This is a genomic window from Paenibacillus thiaminolyticus, assembly GCF_003591545.1.
GTDB lineage: Bacteria > Bacillota > Bacilli > Paenibacillales > Paenibacillaceae > Paenibacillus_B > Paenibacillus_B thiaminolyticus_A.
This window is the reverse complement of record NZ_QYZD01000002.1, coordinates 41295-56332: the sequence shown is the minus strand read 5'-3', so window position 1 is coordinate 56332 and position 15038 is coordinate 41295. Positions and strand designations below refer to the sequence as shown.

At 51.7% G+C, this 15038-nt stretch carries 17 protein-coding genes; 13 read left to right on the top strand and 4 right to left on the bottom strand.

What is annotated here, in order from left to right; all coding sequences use genetic code 11:
* Nucleotides 1-397: 397 nt before the first annotated feature.
* Nucleotides 398-1618, bottom strand: coding sequence for an NO-inducible flavohemoprotein (hmpA, locus tag DQX05_RS03320; protein WP_119790866.1), 1221 nt, complete (start codon nt 1616-1618; stop codon nt 398-400).
* Between the two features lie 576 nt (nt 1619-2194).
* Between hmpA and DQX05_RS03315 the strand changes: the two genes are divergently transcribed.
* On the top strand, nt 2195-2806 hold the full coding sequence (locus tag DQX05_RS03315; RefSeq protein ID WP_119791420.1) for a YitT family protein: 612 nt from the start codon (nt 2195-2197) through the stop codon (nt 2804-2806).
* Nucleotides 2807-2955: 149 nt separating this feature from the next.
* Nucleotides 2956-3765, top strand: coding sequence for a GAF domain-containing protein (locus tag DQX05_RS03310; protein WP_119790864.1), 810 nt, complete (start codon nt 2956-2958; stop codon nt 3763-3765).
* 25 nt (nt 3766-3790) lie between these two features.
* Here the strand turns inward: DQX05_RS03310 and DQX05_RS03305 are convergent, their stop codons facing one another.
* Complete coding sequence (locus DQX05_RS03305) at nt 3791-4003, bottom strand: DUF2905 domain-containing protein (protein ID WP_087442986.1); 213 nt, start codon at nt 4001-4003, stop codon at nt 3791-3793.
* A gap of 214 nt (nt 4004-4217) precedes the next feature.
* On the opposite strand from DQX05_RS03305, the gene DQX05_RS03300 reads away from it, so the two are divergent.
* Both DQX05_RS03300 and DQX05_RS31355 read left to right on the top strand, forming a co-directional pair.
* Nucleotides 4218-4466, top strand: coding sequence for a hydrogenase maturation factor (locus DQX05_RS03300; protein WP_119790862.1), 249 nt, complete (start codon nt 4218-4220; stop codon nt 4464-4466).
* A gap of 132 nt (nt 4467-4598) precedes the next feature.
* A complete protein-coding gene (locus tag DQX05_RS31355; RefSeq protein WP_220483153.1) occupies nt 4599-4715 on the top strand; it encodes a sporulation protein YjcZ in 117 nt (38 codons plus the stop codon).
* 239 nt (nt 4716-4954) lie between these two features.
* On the opposite strand, the gene DQX05_RS03295 is transcribed toward DQX05_RS31355, so the two are convergent.
* Nucleotides 4955-5293, bottom strand: coding sequence for a L,D-transpeptidase (locus DQX05_RS03295; protein WP_119790860.1), 339 nt, complete (start codon nt 5291-5293; stop codon nt 4955-4957).
* A 279-nt stretch (nt 5294-5572) separates the two neighbouring features.
* Nucleotides 5573-6208, bottom strand: a complete 636-nt coding sequence (gene sleB, locus DQX05_RS03290) for a spore cortex-lytic enzyme (RefSeq protein WP_119790858.1) — start codon at nt 6206-6208, stop codon at nt 5573-5575.
* A gap of 276 nt (nt 6209-6484) precedes the next feature.
* Here sleB and DQX05_RS03285 point away from each other — a divergent pair, with 276 nt between their 5' ends.
* The 9 genes from DQX05_RS03285 to DQX05_RS03250 all read left to right on the top strand — a co-directional run bounded on the left by DQX05_RS03285 (nt 6485) and on the right by DQX05_RS03250 (nt 14884).
* Nucleotides 6485-7450, top strand: a complete 966-nt coding sequence (locus DQX05_RS03285) for an ArsR/SmtB family transcription factor (RefSeq protein ID WP_119790857.1) — start codon at nt 6485-6487, stop codon at nt 7448-7450.
* Nucleotides 7451-7464: 14 nt separating this feature from the next.
* Entirely contained in the window at nt 7465-8736 is a 1272-nt protein-coding gene (locus DQX05_RS03280; RefSeq protein WP_119790855.1) for an ABC transporter substrate-binding protein, read from the top strand.
* Nucleotides 8737-8847: 111 nt separating this feature from the next.
* Entirely contained in the window at nt 8848-9738 is an 891-nt protein-coding gene (locus DQX05_RS03275) for a carbohydrate ABC transporter permease (RefSeq protein WP_119790853.1), read from the top strand.
* A 16-nt stretch (nt 9739-9754) separates the two neighbouring features.
* A complete protein-coding gene (locus DQX05_RS03270; RefSeq protein ID WP_259391761.1) occupies nt 9755-10579 on the top strand; it encodes a carbohydrate ABC transporter permease in 825 nt (274 codons plus the stop codon).
* A gap of 22 nt (nt 10580-10601) precedes the next feature.
* Complete coding sequence (locus DQX05_RS03265; protein WP_119790850.1) at nt 10602-12401, top strand: glycoside hydrolase family 2 protein; 1800 nt, start codon at nt 10602-10604, stop codon at nt 12399-12401.
* A 23-nt stretch (nt 12402-12424) separates the two neighbouring features.
* Nucleotides 12425-13366, top strand: coding sequence for a glycoside hydrolase family 43 protein (locus tag DQX05_RS03260; protein WP_119790848.1), 942 nt, complete (start codon nt 12425-12427; stop codon nt 13364-13366).
* Nucleotides 13367-13490: 124 nt separating this feature from the next.
* Entirely contained in the window at nt 13491-13592 is a 102-nt protein-coding gene (locus DQX05_RS31645; RefSeq protein WP_259391760.1) for a sporulation protein YjcZ, read from the top strand.
* A 224-nt stretch (nt 13593-13816) separates the two neighbouring features.
* Nucleotides 13817-14212: a hypothetical protein gene (locus DQX05_RS03255; protein ID WP_119790846.1), complete on the top strand. Its 396-nt coding sequence runs from the start codon at nt 13817-13819 to the stop codon at nt 14210-14212.
* Nucleotides 14213-14461: 249 nt separating this feature from the next.
* Nucleotides 14462-14884 (top strand): hypothetical protein, encoded by a 423-nt coding sequence (locus tag DQX05_RS03250; protein WP_119790844.1) that lies wholly within the window; start codon nt 14462-14464, stop codon nt 14882-14884.
* Nucleotides 14885-15038 lie beyond the last annotated feature (154 nt).

Genomic DNA, 15038 nt, shown 5'->3' with positions numbered 1-15038 from the left:
CTATATGAGGTGTGCTCCGTTACAGGAAATCCTGCAAAACTGCATCAATTCAGCATGTTCAATGGTAATAAATCAAAAAAACGCTGAAAATGATGTATTTTTGCATCAATTCGATAAAATATTGGCTCAAGTACCATAAAATCCTGCATTTAGGCAGGATTTTATGGCCTCATTCATCATCTGACGCTTTTCTCGTCCCCGTCTAATCTGTTATTCTATCTTGCCCCGCACCCATATGCACCGCCTAGGGGATATGCACCACTAGGGGATATGCACCGCCTATGGGGACAGCCTGGCTTTTTTCCCAACCTCTCCGATTTCCGGCGCAACCGTCCCCGTTTTTTGGCCCAACCGTCCCCGATTCTTAGCGCAATCTTCCACGCAGGGCAGCTTGCCGTTACGCTTCCTCCAATACTCCGGCCGGCCCGAAAAACTCGTAATGAATCCGCTCGGGTGCAACGCCAAGTCCGGGCAGAGCCCGATAGATGGCCTTCATGAACGGCACCGGTCCGCAGAAGTACGTATCCGCCCGCTGCCACACATCGGCTGGCAAGGCGGATGCCAGCCACGCCTCGTCTATGAATCCTTGACGGTCACAATCGGCGCCCGCCTCGGGGCGCTCGTAGCAGACGAAGCTCCGGACGCGTTCATTCGCTTCCGCCAAGGCGCGAACCTCGTCGTGGAATGCATGAACCTGGCGATTCCGCGCGGAATGAACGAAATAAACGTCCCTTTCCGGCTCGTGCTCCGCCAGCGCCTGCAGCATGCTCATCATCGGCGTGACACCGACGCCGCCGCTAAGGAGCACGACCGGAGTCGGGCTGCCTGTACGCAGCGTGAATTCGCCGGCAGGTGCCGTCAGCTCTAGCCGATCGCCTTCCTGCACAACGTCATGCAGATAGCAGGAGACGATGCCGGCGGGGGAATGGTCATCGCCGCTTTCGCGCTTGACGCTGATCCGGTATGTGTCTCCCCCTGGAACCTGGGATAGGCTGTAATGGCGCAGATGCGTATTCTCCGAACCCTCCGGCTTCACCCGCACCGTAATATATTGTCCCGGAACATAAGAAGAGATGGCCCCGCCGTCTTCCGGCTGAAGATAGAACGACGTAATGACATCCGATTCCGGCACCTTGCGGACGACGCGGAAGCTGCGGAAGTCTTCCCAGCCGCCTTCCTCCTCCCCCGCAGCCCGGTACATATCGCGCTCGACCTGGATGAAAATATCTGCAATGACGCCGTACGCTTCCGCCCAGGCTTCCAAAATGTCATCGGTCGCCGCATCCCCAAGCACATCCTTGATGGCCAGCAGCAGATGCTTCCCGACAATCGGGTAATGCTCCGGCTGAATATGCAGAGCACGGTGCTTGTGGCCGATCTGCTTCACGACCGGCATAATGTTCTCCAGACGGTCGATATTCGCCGCCGCGGCATAAATGGCAGAGGCGAGCGCCTGCGACTGGCGGCCCTGCCGCTGGTTCGCGTGATTGAAAATATTGAGCAGCTCGGGATGGTTCGAGAACATTAATTCATAAAATCGCTTCGTAATCTGTTGGCCATGCGCTTCCAGAACGGGCACGGTCGCTTTCACAATCTCAATGGTGCGCGGCTTCAGCATCCTAACTCATCCTTTCGTAATTGGAATTCCGCAATGGAACTGATTCCAGTCTAACGAAGTGATCTACATCACAATGTGATCTTGCGCACAGCAAACGTGAGATATTCGTGAACGACGGAGCATTTTCGAGATAAACCGGGAGGGAGCCGCTCAAACATGGAGCGGAGCAAGCAAGATACGGGGACAATCCGATTAATACATAACGAAGGCGATATACGGAGCATAGGTCCGCTAGGGCCGGAATATATATTATGATATAATATAGGTATAGCAACTGTTGCAACCCGGTATTGGTTCAAAATGCCAAATTAAAAAAAGAAAGGATCAGGATACCAATGTGTCCCCGAAGGATGCTTCCCCAAAGGACAGTCTGGAAACGTTATGATCTTTCTTACATCTAGCTTCCTCTCGCAGAGAACCGTCACTCCGATGTAGACTGACTGCGAAGGAAGCGTGAAATGATGCGAAGGACCTGCTCCTCTATCTTGCTTTCCGCCGTCGGTCGAAGGACGAATCCACGAACGATGAGAGGGAACCAAGATGAGGAAAAACGAACAATTACGTCATATTGTATGGATGTTGTTAGGCTCAATGCTATTGGCTTTCAGCTATTATCACATTAATTTTCAGAATCACCTGGCTGAAGGCGGATTTGTCGGTCTCGCGCTGATCGGAAAATATACGTTCGACTGGTCACCGGCGCTGACCGTTCTGATGCTTGATATCCCGGTATTCATTGCCGCTTGGTTCTTCAAGGGGCGAAGGTTCATCATGAATACCGCGATGGCGACGGGAGTGTTCTCCCTTACCTATGAGCTCTGTGAGCGCTACTCGCCGTGGGTAATGAATTTCGGCAGCAATATGGTGCTGGCCGCCGTCGTATCCGGTGTGCTGACCGGCTTCGCCGCAGGAATCGTGCTCCGCCACGGAGGCGCAACGGGCGGCGACGATATCGTAGCCTTATTCATCAGCCGCTGGACGAAGTTAAGCGTCGGCACGGTGTTTATCATTATCGACATTGTGGTACTGCTGGTCTCCTTGTTCTATTTGCCGCTGTGGGATACGCTGTATACCATTCTCGCGGTTAGCATTGGAGGCAAGGTCATTACTTGGACCGTGCAGGCAGGCGTGCCGCGGCATGCCGTATCGGTGCGTTCGCAGACGGCCGTTCACCATCAGCATGGTTAATATACAACATGAGCGAAGGCCCGTCCGATCTCTTCCCTTGGGGGAGGGACCGAACGGGTCTTTTTTGCGTGGAATCGGGGCCGGAATGCATGTTCGCCCAATTTGTGGCATAGGCTTGTGTCAAAGGCATAATGAAAGGAGGACGTCGTATGGAAGGGTTGATGAAGTCAATGCTCGATAAGCTTCCTCCGTGGGCGTATCAAATCTTTGCGGTCGTCATTGCCGCCGGCATGATTTTTTATTTCGTGAAGACGCTCTACATCAATAAAAAGCTTAGCGATATGATCGCCGACGTCATGCGCCGTGACGATCGGATGCAAGATATTCAACTGCGGATGGACGAACTGCGGGGCGGCCAGATTATTCACGAACATACGGCCCAGCAGACGCTGTCGGCGCTGCGCGACGTGAAGCCGTTCATGGATGCGCTTAACGATATCCGGGCGATTGCGGATCCGTATGCGGTCCTGACCGAGGCGTCCTTCTTGCTGCAGCGGATGCTGGATATACTGGCTGTCGACATGAAGCTCAAGGCGGGGGGACATCATCGCTGCGGCATCTGGCTGCATGCGGATCAGATGCTGACGCTGCGCTTCGCCTCGGCTGGGTTCCCCAAGCATTATGTTGGCGAGCGCCAACTGCATGTCGATCGCTCGGTAGCCGGGCGATCCTACCGGAAGCAGGCAATCGTGCAGATTGCGGATGTGACGAAGGATGAGGATTGGGAGCGGAATACGGACTCCAAGAGCCCGTACCAGGCATTGATGTGCTTGCCGCTTGGCACTTACGGGGTGCTCACCATCGACGGGCTTGAGCCGTTTCATGACTCCGGCCGGGCCATCGGTGAGATCTATGCCTCGCTCTCGACCGGAATCATTGCGGAATATATCGCCGCCTACCGGAGATGGTCGCAGACTGATCACGGGAGCACCAGCTTCGGGACCTACGGAGTCATGTAAGTGCCTTCACGGTTAAATTTCCTGTTTATTTCCGAAATAGCGCTAGCAGCAACGACCCGACTATACTGATTATGATGCAGGTGACGATCGGAAAATAAAAAGTCGAGCCGCCGTTTTTGACAACGATGTCGCCCGGCAGGCGGCCAAATGGAATCCAGCGGCCCAACACGGCCCATAATACTCCGACAACGATAAGTACAATCCCTGCCCCGATCAGCAGCTTCGGCATGGAAGGCATCGCGGTCACTCCTTTCTTCTGGCAAGGCGCAGCACGGCAAGCAGGGCCTGCCTGTTCTATTCTGTAGTATACCCCCTTTCCTGACCTATTCGCATGCCGCGCAGGAGCGGATTTATAAAATTCTGATAAAATCGGCAGCCAGACGGTTACAAATCGGGCAACCTTGGGTATACTAAGAGGGAAAGGCATACCCATCACAAGGAGGGGATAGAGCATGGAGCAATTCACGATCAATCTCAACCAAATTGGTGGCGCTTATCAACAGGGCGATTGGGAGCATATCGACGCCATTTACAAGCGGGCGCGAGCGCGAATTACCCAGGGCAGCCCTGTCGTCCTCTATCGGGATACGGCGAATGGTTCGTCCATTACCGTCCGTGTCTATGAGCACTTAAGCGAACTGGAGGAATGGATACAGCATATGGAAGAAGAGTACGGTCTGACAGAACCCTATCTGTTATAACTGTGCTGTCAATAGCGAGCCGCCGGGCAACCGGCGGCTTTTTTTGTCTATAGCGTTAGGCGTTTAACGGAGTCCAATCCTGGGTTCCGCTAATACAATACATTGTATCTTGGATGAAAAGGAGGATAACAAATGAGCGATGGAGTAAAAGAGCGCGGTTATGGCATGGGCGGCCTCTGGACTTCGACAGGTGTCATCCTGGTTCTCTTTATTTTGCTGGTTATCGTATCCCGCGGAATGATGTGGTAAGGTCCGGCCCGTCAGTCCGGGCTTGAAGTGCGATGAGTGAATTGAGCGCGCCGGGAAGAGGCGCGCTTTTTTAGTGGCTCGTCTAGGTTGGCGAGGCGCCGAATGAGCCGATTGCGCGGGCAGAGGCGGCGGTGATTCTCGAGCGGCTGCTGAACAAGGATGACCACGTGTAAAGGAGCCGAAGATCGTCTCTTCGGCTCTGCCGTTCGAGCGGGGATAGAGGCCAAAGGATCCCGGGGTCACGGCCGAATCGTGACGCGGGTATTGACGGGAACATAGGAAGATAATTGGAGGATATCGGCATTATACATCCGGATGCACCCGTGGGACACTATTCTGCCGATGGAAGAGGGATCGTTTGTTCCGTGTATGCCGTAATGCGGCTTGGACAGGCCCATCCATAATACGCCGAACGGGCCGCCGGGATTATATTGCTTGTTAATAATCGTAAATTCTCCCGTCGGCGTCCTGGTGACCATCTTGCCGATTCCGACGGGGTAGCCGCGCACGACCCGGTTTCCGTCCAGCAAGTAGAGCATGCGAGCTGATAAATCGACAATGATGCGGTAGGACGGCAACTATATTCCCTCCTTTGCTCTACTGTATGCGCTCAGCCGCCAGCATGAGCATGCCGGCGGGCAAAGTGGGCGGAAGCACAATAAGGCGGACGATCGCCATGCGCCTGCAGATCTCCCTTCGTGGGAGGATGCCTGCCAAAGACAACACGTCTCGGCACCAGCGGTACGGGGGACGTTCTGGTTCTCCCGCACCGAAGGTATGGAGAGATATGTACTTTGGCCCATTCGCCCGCACTGAGATAGCAACAGGGAACCCTGAAGAGGTTCCCTGCCTTGAGCTTAGATTGCAAAAATATGATTGCCGATTTTGCCGGTCTGCTGGCGCGACCAGATCCATTGGGACGTTGCGGTGGCCGGATTGAAATAATAAAGAGCACCGTTCGTCGGATCCCATCCCCGCACCGCTTCCCAAGCCGCGGCATAGGCCGTACTGTCCGGCTCCAGCCAATATTGGCCGTCATCTACGGCAGTGAACGCCAGCGGCTGGAAGATGACGCCCGCTACCGTATCCGGAAATTGCGACGATTGCAGACGATTCATCACGACAGCTGCCACCGCGACTTGTCCGGTGTATGGCTCACCGCGGGCTTCGCTGTAGACCGTGCGAGCCAGCATCTTCAATTCGTCGGCATTGACCGAGACCCGCTTCAACGCTTGCCAGGTGTTCGGGCCGGCGATGCCGTCAACCTTCAAGCCGTAGTCCTGTTGAAAACGACGCACGGCCTGCGCTGTATTAGAACCGAATATTCCGTCCATAGGCTGCTTGTAGTAATCCAGTATTTGCAGACGAAATTGCAAATCCCACACATCCCCGCTGTAGCTTCCTTGCTGGAGTGTAGGAGCGGCCGACGCCGCCGGAATGAAGGACGACAGACAAAGGATAACCGCCAGAAATGGCAAAATAAGTTTCTTCATGTTCTTCCTCCTTTCCCCTGCATTATATAAACCGAGACGGGGAGGCTCAATGCCAGGATATTGGAAATAAAACTTCAAACTTCCAAGAGCATAGGCAATTGAACGGAGAGCGCCAGATTTTATATTGCAAAATAAGTTGTAATCCGTTATGATGAAATGGCTTTCAAACAATATTTATTGCAACAAATGATAATTCGGGTGTATCATAGCAATTAAAGATAAAATATTAATCGCTAATGGAACACTAAAATATGCGATGAATTGAGGTATGAAAAGATGAGTATTGAAGTCGACTTTACCGATCATTCGAAATTAAACCGAATATTAACAACAAATATTGATGATTTTCTTCACATCGCGAAAGCGCTTTCGACCGAATTGAGAATCGAAATGTTTAAAAGCTTGCTTGTTAGGCCGATGAACGTCGGGGAAATTTCCGACAAATTCAATATTCCTGCATCTACCGCTGCCGTAAACATCAAAAAATTGGAAGATGCGGGATTGATCAAGACGGAAATGGTTCCGGGAACGAGAGGGACCCAAAAAATATGCGCCGCCGTCTTCAGCCGGATTGTCGTCGATTTTGCGTATTTCAACCCGGCGCCATCTGAGTCTTGCGCCATCGTTGCGGTACCGATTGGCCATTACGTAGATTCCGATGTACAGCCGACATGCGGCATGTTAAGCGAAAAATCGATTATCGGCGAAATGGATGAGCCGCGATCGTTTTTTGAACCGGAGCGTATTGACGCTCAGTTGATCTGGTTTAGAAAAGGCTATTTGGAATACCGCTTTCCGAATCGCGCCCCGCGAGGCACTAAGATTCTGCGCTTGGAATTGACGATGGAGGTTTGTTCGGAAGCGCCGCTCCATAACTTGGATTGGCCTTCAGATATAACTTTATGGATTAACGGAAAGGAGTTGGGGACCTGGACAAGTCCCGGCGATTTCGGCGGAGAACGCGGACTGCTTACTCCGTATTGGTGGGGCAGCGAAAATACGCAGTACGGACTGCTCAAAACGTGGAGTACGAACGGGGACGGGTCGTTCATCGACGGAAGAAAAATTTCCGAAGTGCAGATCAAGGATCTGGAAGCGGACGACACGACTTCTATTACGGTCCGTATCGGCGTCAAGCCCGATGCTGACAATGACGGCGGGATCAATTTGTTCGGCAAAAAGTTCGGAAACTATGAAACCGATTTACAGATGAGAATTTACTACGAGAATGAGTCTGAATGAAGGGGTGGGTTTAGATGAAAAAAATAAAATGGTTGAGCGCGCTTCTCATTTTGGCGGTCATTGCGGCTGGCTGCGGAGGGTCCGGCAATACGGGCGAGTCTTCCGCCGGTAACGGCAAGACGACCATTACGTTCCTTAACGGATTTACGGGCGGGGACGGAGGTTACATGAAAAAGATTACGGACGGCTTCAACAGCTCCCAGGATAAATATTTCATTAAAGAGATGCAGGAGAAAGATCATTATACCAAGTTCAAATCCGGCAATTATGATTTGGTTGTCATTCATGCCAATAATTTGCAAACGTACAAAATGGACGGCATGATTCAGGATATCACACCGGTCATGGAGAAAGCGGGCTTGCAAGAAAGCGACTTCCATCCGGCCGCTGCGGACTTGGCGCGGCTGGACGGCAACATGTACGGATTGCCGCTCGATATCCACCCGCTTACGATGTTCTACAACAAAGAGCTTGTCGCCGAAGCGCCGCAAACCTACGCCGATTTGGCGGCGCTCAATGCGGAATTGCAGGCAAAGGATAAAAATTTATTTGCGGCGGGCGTTCCATCTAGCGGGATTGTTGAATTTTATATTATGACGATCGCCGCGCAGAACGGCATTCAATTGCAGCAGGATAATTATTTGAACTTTAATCAGCCTGCATTTGCCGATGCTCTCCTGACATTCCATGACATGATATGGAAGGACAAGCTATCCCCGGCGGGACTTGGACTCGACGGAGAGTTCCAGGCCTTCATGAAGGAAGCGCAGGACGCGAATGCATCCGTGCAGACTGCGGTCGCGCTGACGGGGCCATGGTTCTACGGCGCGGCCAAAGATAAATTCGGCGACCAGCTGGGGATCGGCCCGGTCCCTCAATTGGGGACGGAGCAAGCGGTGTATGGCAACGGTCATATTATCACTGTGCCTGCCGGCGTCAAGGACGACAAGGTGCTCGAAGGGATTGCGGAATATTTGAAGTACATGTTCACGACGGAAAATCTAATCCATTGGGCGGAAGCGGGACAAGCTCCGGCCCATGCGGCAACGATGAACTACATCGAAGAGAATCAAGACCAATACCCGTTGTCCTATGCGAACCAGCAGCAATTCGAAACCTATGTCAAAGCTCCGCAAGTCTACCAATTCGGAGAACAGATGCGCTACATGAACGAAAAAGTATTCAGTAAAGTCGTGCTTACCGAAGATCTAAGCAAGGATGAACTCATGCAGGAACTGGAGACGGCAACGGAAAATGCGAAGCAAATCGCGGCCACGCAGCCATAAGGCCAAGCCGTTCCCGGCGATATAAGGCAATGACGATGCGGCTCTGCTGCTCCCGCTCCGGAAGGTAACGGGGGGCAGAGCCCTCACTATCGCAATGATAAGGAGGAACCTATGAATTACTCCATGAAATCCAAACGATGGGCTCTCCTGTTTGTGCTGCCGTTCGTGGCATGCTTCATTCTGTTCTGGCTGGCTCCGCTCGTATACGGCATCTTCATCAGTCTGTTCAAATGGAATATCGCCAGCGGGAACAATGGGTTTGTCGGCCTGGACAACTACAAGGCGATTCTTACTTCAGGCACGATTTACAACAAGCTGTTCATCAATGGGCTGAAAAATACGTTCATCTTCGTCCTGCTCAGTGTTCCGCCATTGCTCTTGGTGAGCTTGGGGCTCGCTTTAATTATTAATTACTTGCCGAGTCGTTGGAAGACCGTTTATCGGACCGTGTTTTTCATGTCCTATTCCGTCTCGGTAACCGCTGTCTCCGCGATTTTTTTGTGGCTGTTCAACGGCAACGGCGGGTTCGTCAATAATGTGCTCATGTCGGCCGGCATGGACAAGCCGATTATGTGGCTCAACACGCAGCCGTACGCCTGGATCACGATTTTGATTACGACGATATGGTGGACAATCGGCTTTAACATGATGCTGTTCCTGAATGCGATTGACGAAGTGGACGAGCAGCTCTACGAAGCGGCCGGCTTAGACGGGGCCGGAGCATTCAAAAAGTTCTGGTACGTCACATTTCCCGAAATCCGCAATATTAGCATTTTTATTATGATTACGACGGTCATCGCTTCGTTCAACCTGTACGGGCAGACGAAGCTGATTACGGCCGGGGGGCCGGAGCAATCGACAAGCTCTCTCATTATGAATATACAACAGACGGTATTCGATATGAACCAGCTTGGCATCGGCTCGGCGATGGCCATCCTGATGGGGTTGATTATGATGTTCGTGACCGGGGCGCAGTACTGGCTGTCCTATCGGAATCAATGAGCAAGGAGTGGGCATCGTGAGAAAAAAGGGGAAAATAATCAATTTTATCGCCGCTACCATACTAGGACTGTTATTTTTGCTACCCATTCTGTGGATGATCTTCACTTCCTTCAAAACACTCGGGGAAGCGATGTCAAGCTCTGCCCTGCTTCCGAAGCAATGGACGGCAGAGAACTATGCCGGGATTATGAGCGATGCGCAAAATTCGCCGATGCTGCTGTGGATTTTAAATACGGCTATCGTTACGCTCGCGGGCACCTTGCTGGTCGTATTCGTCGATGTGCTGGCTGCCTATTCATTGGCACGATTGCAGTTCCCCGGCAAAAAATTGTTGTTGGCCGCAGTTGTCGGCGCGTTGACGATTCCCGGAATCGTCACCCTGTTCCCGGCGTTCTACTTATTTAAATCGTTTCATTTGCTCGATACGTTCGTACCTCTCATTTTCCCTTATTCAGCCGGTACGATGGGTGTTTTTCTCGTCTATAATTTCTTGCTGTCCTTTCCTAAAGAGTTGGAAGAGGCTGCATATCTGGATGGCGCATCGCAGTGGAAAATATTAACCAACGTTATTTTTCCGGCCATTCGCCCGGTTGTAACGACGTTGTCGGTCATTACCTTTTTGGGCATTTATAACGACTATTTATGGCCGTCGCTCGTGGTCAGCTCCACCGAGATGAAAACGATTACTGTCGGGATAGCCAGCTTGATCCAAGGCTCCAATTTCGTGAATCCGGCCAAGATGATGGCATCGACCGTCATCGCGACGCTGCCGGCCATCCTGATCTTCGTGTTCACCAATAAATATTTCGTCAAAGGCGTTACCAATTCAGGGATAAAATAAAGAAAATAGGAGTGGAGTCATCATGGCATATAGAACCGAATATCCTAGACCGCAATTTATACGAAAAGAATGGGGAAATCTGAACGGCACGTGGCAGTTCGCGTTCGATGATGACAACGTGGGCACCGCCCAGAAATGGTATACGAAAGAGCAATTTTTCAACCGGAAGATCGAGGTTCCGTTTGCCTATCAGACCGAGTTAAGCGGCATTCACGATCCTTCGTTCCACGATGTCGTATGGTACCGCAGAGCTTTTACGGTCAACGAGGCCTGGCAGGGCAAGCGCGTTCTGTTGCATTTCGGAGCCGTCGACTATCGCGCCCGGGTATATGTTAACGGGCAATACGTAGGGATGCATGAGGGCGGCAGCGTTCCTTTTCACTTCGACATTACCGATGAATTGACCTGGGGAACGGAACAGGTGACGGTTCGGGTCGAAGATCCGTCCGCCGACGAGACGATTCCGCGCGGCAAGCAGTACTGGCTGGAGCGTCCGGACGCGATCTGGTATACGCGCACGACGGGAATATGGCAGACCGTATGGCTTGAAGCGGTCCATTCAACAAGAATCGGAACGGTAAAATATCATCCGAACGTCGATGAGGGCGAGGTAACGCTGGAATGGGAAGTAGAGGGCGATTACCTGGGGAAAAGCGTTGACCTCCGGATCTCGTTCCAAGGCGAGCTGATCGCGGAAGATCGCATTTATCTGCAATCGGCTTATACGAAAAGAGCGATCGATTTATTCAACCGTCATATTTTTCGAACGCCATTTCATCACATGGGCTGGACCTGGACACCCGACACGCCGAACCTGTTCGACGTTACCTTCGAATTGAAGCAGGGCGACGAGGTGCTCGATCGCGTAGAATCTTACTTTGGCATGAGAAAAGTTCATACCGAAAACGGTATGGTTTATTTGAATAACAAGCCTTATTACCAGAAGCTGGTGCTTGATCAAGGATATTGGCCCCAAGGATTATTGACGGCGCCGAGCGACGAGGATTTGAAGAAGGATATCGAGCTGGCGAAGCAAATGGGCTTCAATGGCTGCCGCAAGCATCAAAAGGTGGAGGATCCGCGCTTTTTATATTGGGCGGATGTGTTGGGATTTCTCGTGTGGGGGGAATGCGCGGCGGCGGCCTCCTTCAGCGAGAACGCCGTAGCTCGATTAAGTCGGGAATGGATCGACATCGTGGAGAGAGACTATAACCATCCTTCCATCATCGCCTGGGTGCCGATCAATGAGAGCTGGGGAATTCCGATGGTCCAGAGCTGCGAACAGCAGCAGCATCACAGCTTGGGGATGTATCATTTACTTCATTCTTTGGATACGACGCGGCTCGTCATTTCGAATGACGGCTGGGAGCAGACGACAACCGATATTTGCGCGATTCATAACTATTCACATGGCGGGCAGGAGGAACCGGAGAAATACGAGTATTATAAACAATCCCTTGCCACCAAAGAACAAATTTTGCAGGCTCAGTCGGCCAAGCGCCGAATCTACGCGAACGGCTTTGCCCATCAAGGCGAGCCGATCCTGTTAACGGAGTTCGGGGGAATTGCCTACAAGCTTGGCGCCGACGAGGGGTGGGGCTATACTTCCGTAACCAATGAGCGGGATTTCGTGCAGGACTACCGCAGAGTGATCGAGGCCGTCTACGCTTCCCGCGTGATCCATGGATTTTGCTATACGCAGCTGACGGATGTGGAGCAGGAGATCAACGGATTATTGACCTATGATCGGAAGCCCAAGTGCGATTTGAACGACATCCGGCAAATCCATGAGTTGTGGAATCAAGAGATTGTCGAGCAATAAGGGGGAAGGAGCTGATCGAGACGATGCAAAAAGGATTTCGTACGGTACAAACGGTAACGACGGATCAAATTCATGTGCGCGACCCATTTGTATTTCCGGATAAGACAGAGGGGAAATATTATTTGTTCGGCACGACATTCGCCGATGGCTGCGGGGATATCGATCCTGTGTTTGAAGTCTATGAAAGCAGCGATTTGCGGCAATGGACAGGCCCTTATATTGCGTTTCAACCGCCCAAAGGCTTCTGGGGAGTGCGCCATTATTGGGCTCCGGAAGTGTTCGAGGTGGACGGAAAGTATTATATGTTCGCCACGTGCAAGGGCGGCATCAGCGAACACCGGGGGACCGGCATACTCGTGGCGGATCATCCTGCCGGACCGTACCGGCCGCATAGCGACGGCCCCGTGACGCCCCGCGATTGGGAATGCTTGGACGGAACCTACTACGAGGATGGAGAGGGACAGCGCTGGATCGTGTTTTGCCATGAGTGGACCGAACTCTATGAAGGCAAAATAAAGGCGATTCGTCTCACAAAAGACTTAACCTCCTCTTACGGAGAAGCGGTAACGATTCTGAACGCGGCCGACATGGAATGGATTCGCCTGTTCGGCGATCCGCGCATCGAGAAGGAAGGATATTTGACGGATGCGCCGTTCATGTATCACGCTCGCAACGGTGAACTGATCATGCTGTGGTCCAGCTACTCGGTTGCGGGTTATGGGGACGAAGGCTTCGGCGGGTATACGGTCGCGATTGCCCGCTCCGCAACCGGTTCCGTGGAAGGCCCGTGGAGTCACGACAAGCAGCTGCTAATGGATCGCAATGCCGGGCATTCGAGTCTTTTCCGGGACTTAGATAATCAATTATGGCTGTGCACGCACTACCCGGATACGCCGCACGGCAACGAGAGAGCCTTATTCGTTCAGGTCGAGGAGCTTGAGAACGGATTGAAAATAGTCCAATAAACATCACCATCTCTGCCTCCACTCCGGCAGGCGCTGCCTAATTTTATTGGTCTAGGGCAGAGCCAAGTCACACGGGACGACATTCCCATATGATAGGAGCATCAAATGAAAGGAGGTCACCCGAATGAGCGGAGTAGGTGGAATTGGGGGTCTTTGGACCTCGACAGGCGTCATCTTGGTTCTCTTTATTTTGCTTGTCATCGTTTCTTGCGCTTTTATCTTCTAATTGCATGTTACATGGCCATATCCTCCGAACGTGCTCATGGTTACCTTTTTATATTGGCCCTGCTCATTCTGCAGGGCTATTTCGCTTGAATCCGATGTATACTGGATGTACCGGTCTTACCCGGTGAAGGGGAACAGACCGCAGAGGAACAGCGAAGGATTGGTGCCGCTCCGCCGTTCGATGCCCGTGCATGCAGTCCTATTCATTCTAAAGGAGTGATACGAATGAACACCAAAGAGTTAAGAGAAAAAATAGCCGCTTCCTGCCGGCAATATGACAGCTTGTATGGAAAATTGGTCGCCCCGATTAATGACATGCTTATCGATATTAATGCTGACATTTCAGAGAAAACAGCCAATCAAATTATAGAAAACCTTAAATTGTTTCACGAAGGGGAAAAATACATAGCGGATTGCCATCTGGACGAAAGCAATAATTTTATGGAGGATGGCATCGAACAACTCCAAAAAGGAAACCTTGCTGACGGAGCGCTCCAGCTTTTTGGCGCGGGGTTGAATTTCGCCAGCTTCGCGGCCAAGGCCGCTTCATCCAAAAATATTTATCCTCAACAGATGCTTAATGAACGCTTTAAACGGATAAAAAACGCATTGGACTCCTAATTGCAAAGCGCAGCAAGCCTGTATCAGCGCAATCCTCGGAGATGTTTTGGAGCTTTATGGATTAAATATACCGGCGACGACAAGAACCACGCCTTTAATTAAAATGACCGCGCAGCGCCTAATTTGGAGAACGCGGGGGCAGCGGGAATTGTTCCTGTAGGACATGGGAAATCATTCCCTGTCCTCTACAAACTTATGTATAGTTGAAGATGATACGATACCCTTATAACGAATGGGGTGAACACGTCTATGAAATGGGTAGTGAGAGCTTTTGCTGTGGCGATGGTTGCGGGCGGCATCTTCATGGGTTACTACGCCGGGACCGAACTCGTAGCAGTAACCGGTTTATTTCAGTGGGATCTTGCGGTGGCGTGGTGGTTTATCGGCTTCGTGGGCGGCACCCTGTTCCTTACTCTTGACATCGTGTTGAGCCATCTGCCACCAGCAGAACACTCGAATATCACAAAAACGGAACGTAACACGGAAAAAAGCAAAATGACCAACATAGACAGGCTTACCAGAAATAAAGACAGGCTAAACATAAATAAACATAAGGTTAACATAAATAATAACAAGGTTAACATGGAGAAAAAGAAGATGGATCCTGAAAACTTCGAAGCGAAGAGGATTGGCTTCACCAAGCGTGAACCGCCGAACTCAAAGACCATGTGATGCCAAGTGCCTCGGGAGCGACCCGGGGCTTTTTGATGTCTCGAAGCATATTTCAAGCGGAAATTGACATGCTATAGGTGATTAACCCCAAGAGAGTCCAGAGCAACCTTGGAGAGTGAACCATAGCAGGCGGACGCCCGGAGAACCAACGTGC

Coding starts and splice junctions, on each gene's coding strand:
- hmpA (WP_119790866.1), bottom strand. CDS start 1,618: ATGCTGAAGCCGCGCACCATTGAGATTGTGAAAGCGACCGTGCCCGTT.
- DQX05_RS03315 (WP_119791420.1), top strand. CDS start 2,195: ATGTTGTTAGGCTCAATGCTATTGGCTTTCAGCTATTATCACATTAAT.
- DQX05_RS03310 (WP_119790864.1), top strand. CDS start 2,956: ATGGAAGGGTTGATGAAGTCAATGCTCGATAAGCTTCCTCCGTGGGCG.
- DQX05_RS03305 (WP_087442986.1), bottom strand. CDS start 4,003: ATGCCTTCCATGCCGAAGCTGCTGATCGGGGCAGGGATTGTACTTATC.
- DQX05_RS03300 (WP_119790862.1), top strand. CDS start 4,218: ATGGAGCAATTCACGATCAATCTCAACCAAATTGGTGGCGCTTATCAA.
- DQX05_RS31355 (WP_220483153.1), top strand. CDS start 4,599: ATGAGCGATGGAGTAAAAGAGCGCGGTTATGGCATGGGCGGCCTCTGG.
- sleB (WP_119790858.1), bottom strand. CDS start 6,208: ATGAAGAAACTTATTTTGCCATTTCTGGCGGTTATCCTTTGTCTGTCG.
- DQX05_RS03285 (WP_119790857.1), top strand. CDS start 6,485: ATGAGTATTGAAGTCGACTTTACCGATCATTCGAAATTAAACCGAATA.
- DQX05_RS03280 (WP_119790855.1), top strand. CDS start 7,465: ATGAAAAAAATAAAATGGTTGAGCGCGCTTCTCATTTTGGCGGTCATT.
- DQX05_RS03275 (WP_119790853.1), top strand. CDS start 8,848: ATGAATTACTCCATGAAATCCAAACGATGGGCTCTCCTGTTTGTGCTG.
- DQX05_RS03265 (WP_119790850.1), top strand. CDS start 10,602: ATGGCATATAGAACCGAATATCCTAGACCGCAATTTATACGAAAAGAA.
- DQX05_RS03260 (WP_119790848.1), top strand. CDS start 12,425: ATGCAAAAAGGATTTCGTACGGTACAAACGGTAACGACGGATCAAATT.
- DQX05_RS31645 (WP_259391760.1), top strand. CDS start 13,491: ATGAGCGGAGTAGGTGGAATTGGGGGTCTTTGGACCTCGACAGGCGTC.
- DQX05_RS03255 (WP_119790846.1), top strand. CDS start 13,817: ATGAACACCAAAGAGTTAAGAGAAAAAATAGCCGCTTCCTGCCGGCAA.
- DQX05_RS03250 (WP_119790844.1), top strand. CDS start 14,462: ATGAAATGGGTAGTGAGAGCTTTTGCTGTGGCGATGGTTGCGGGCGGC.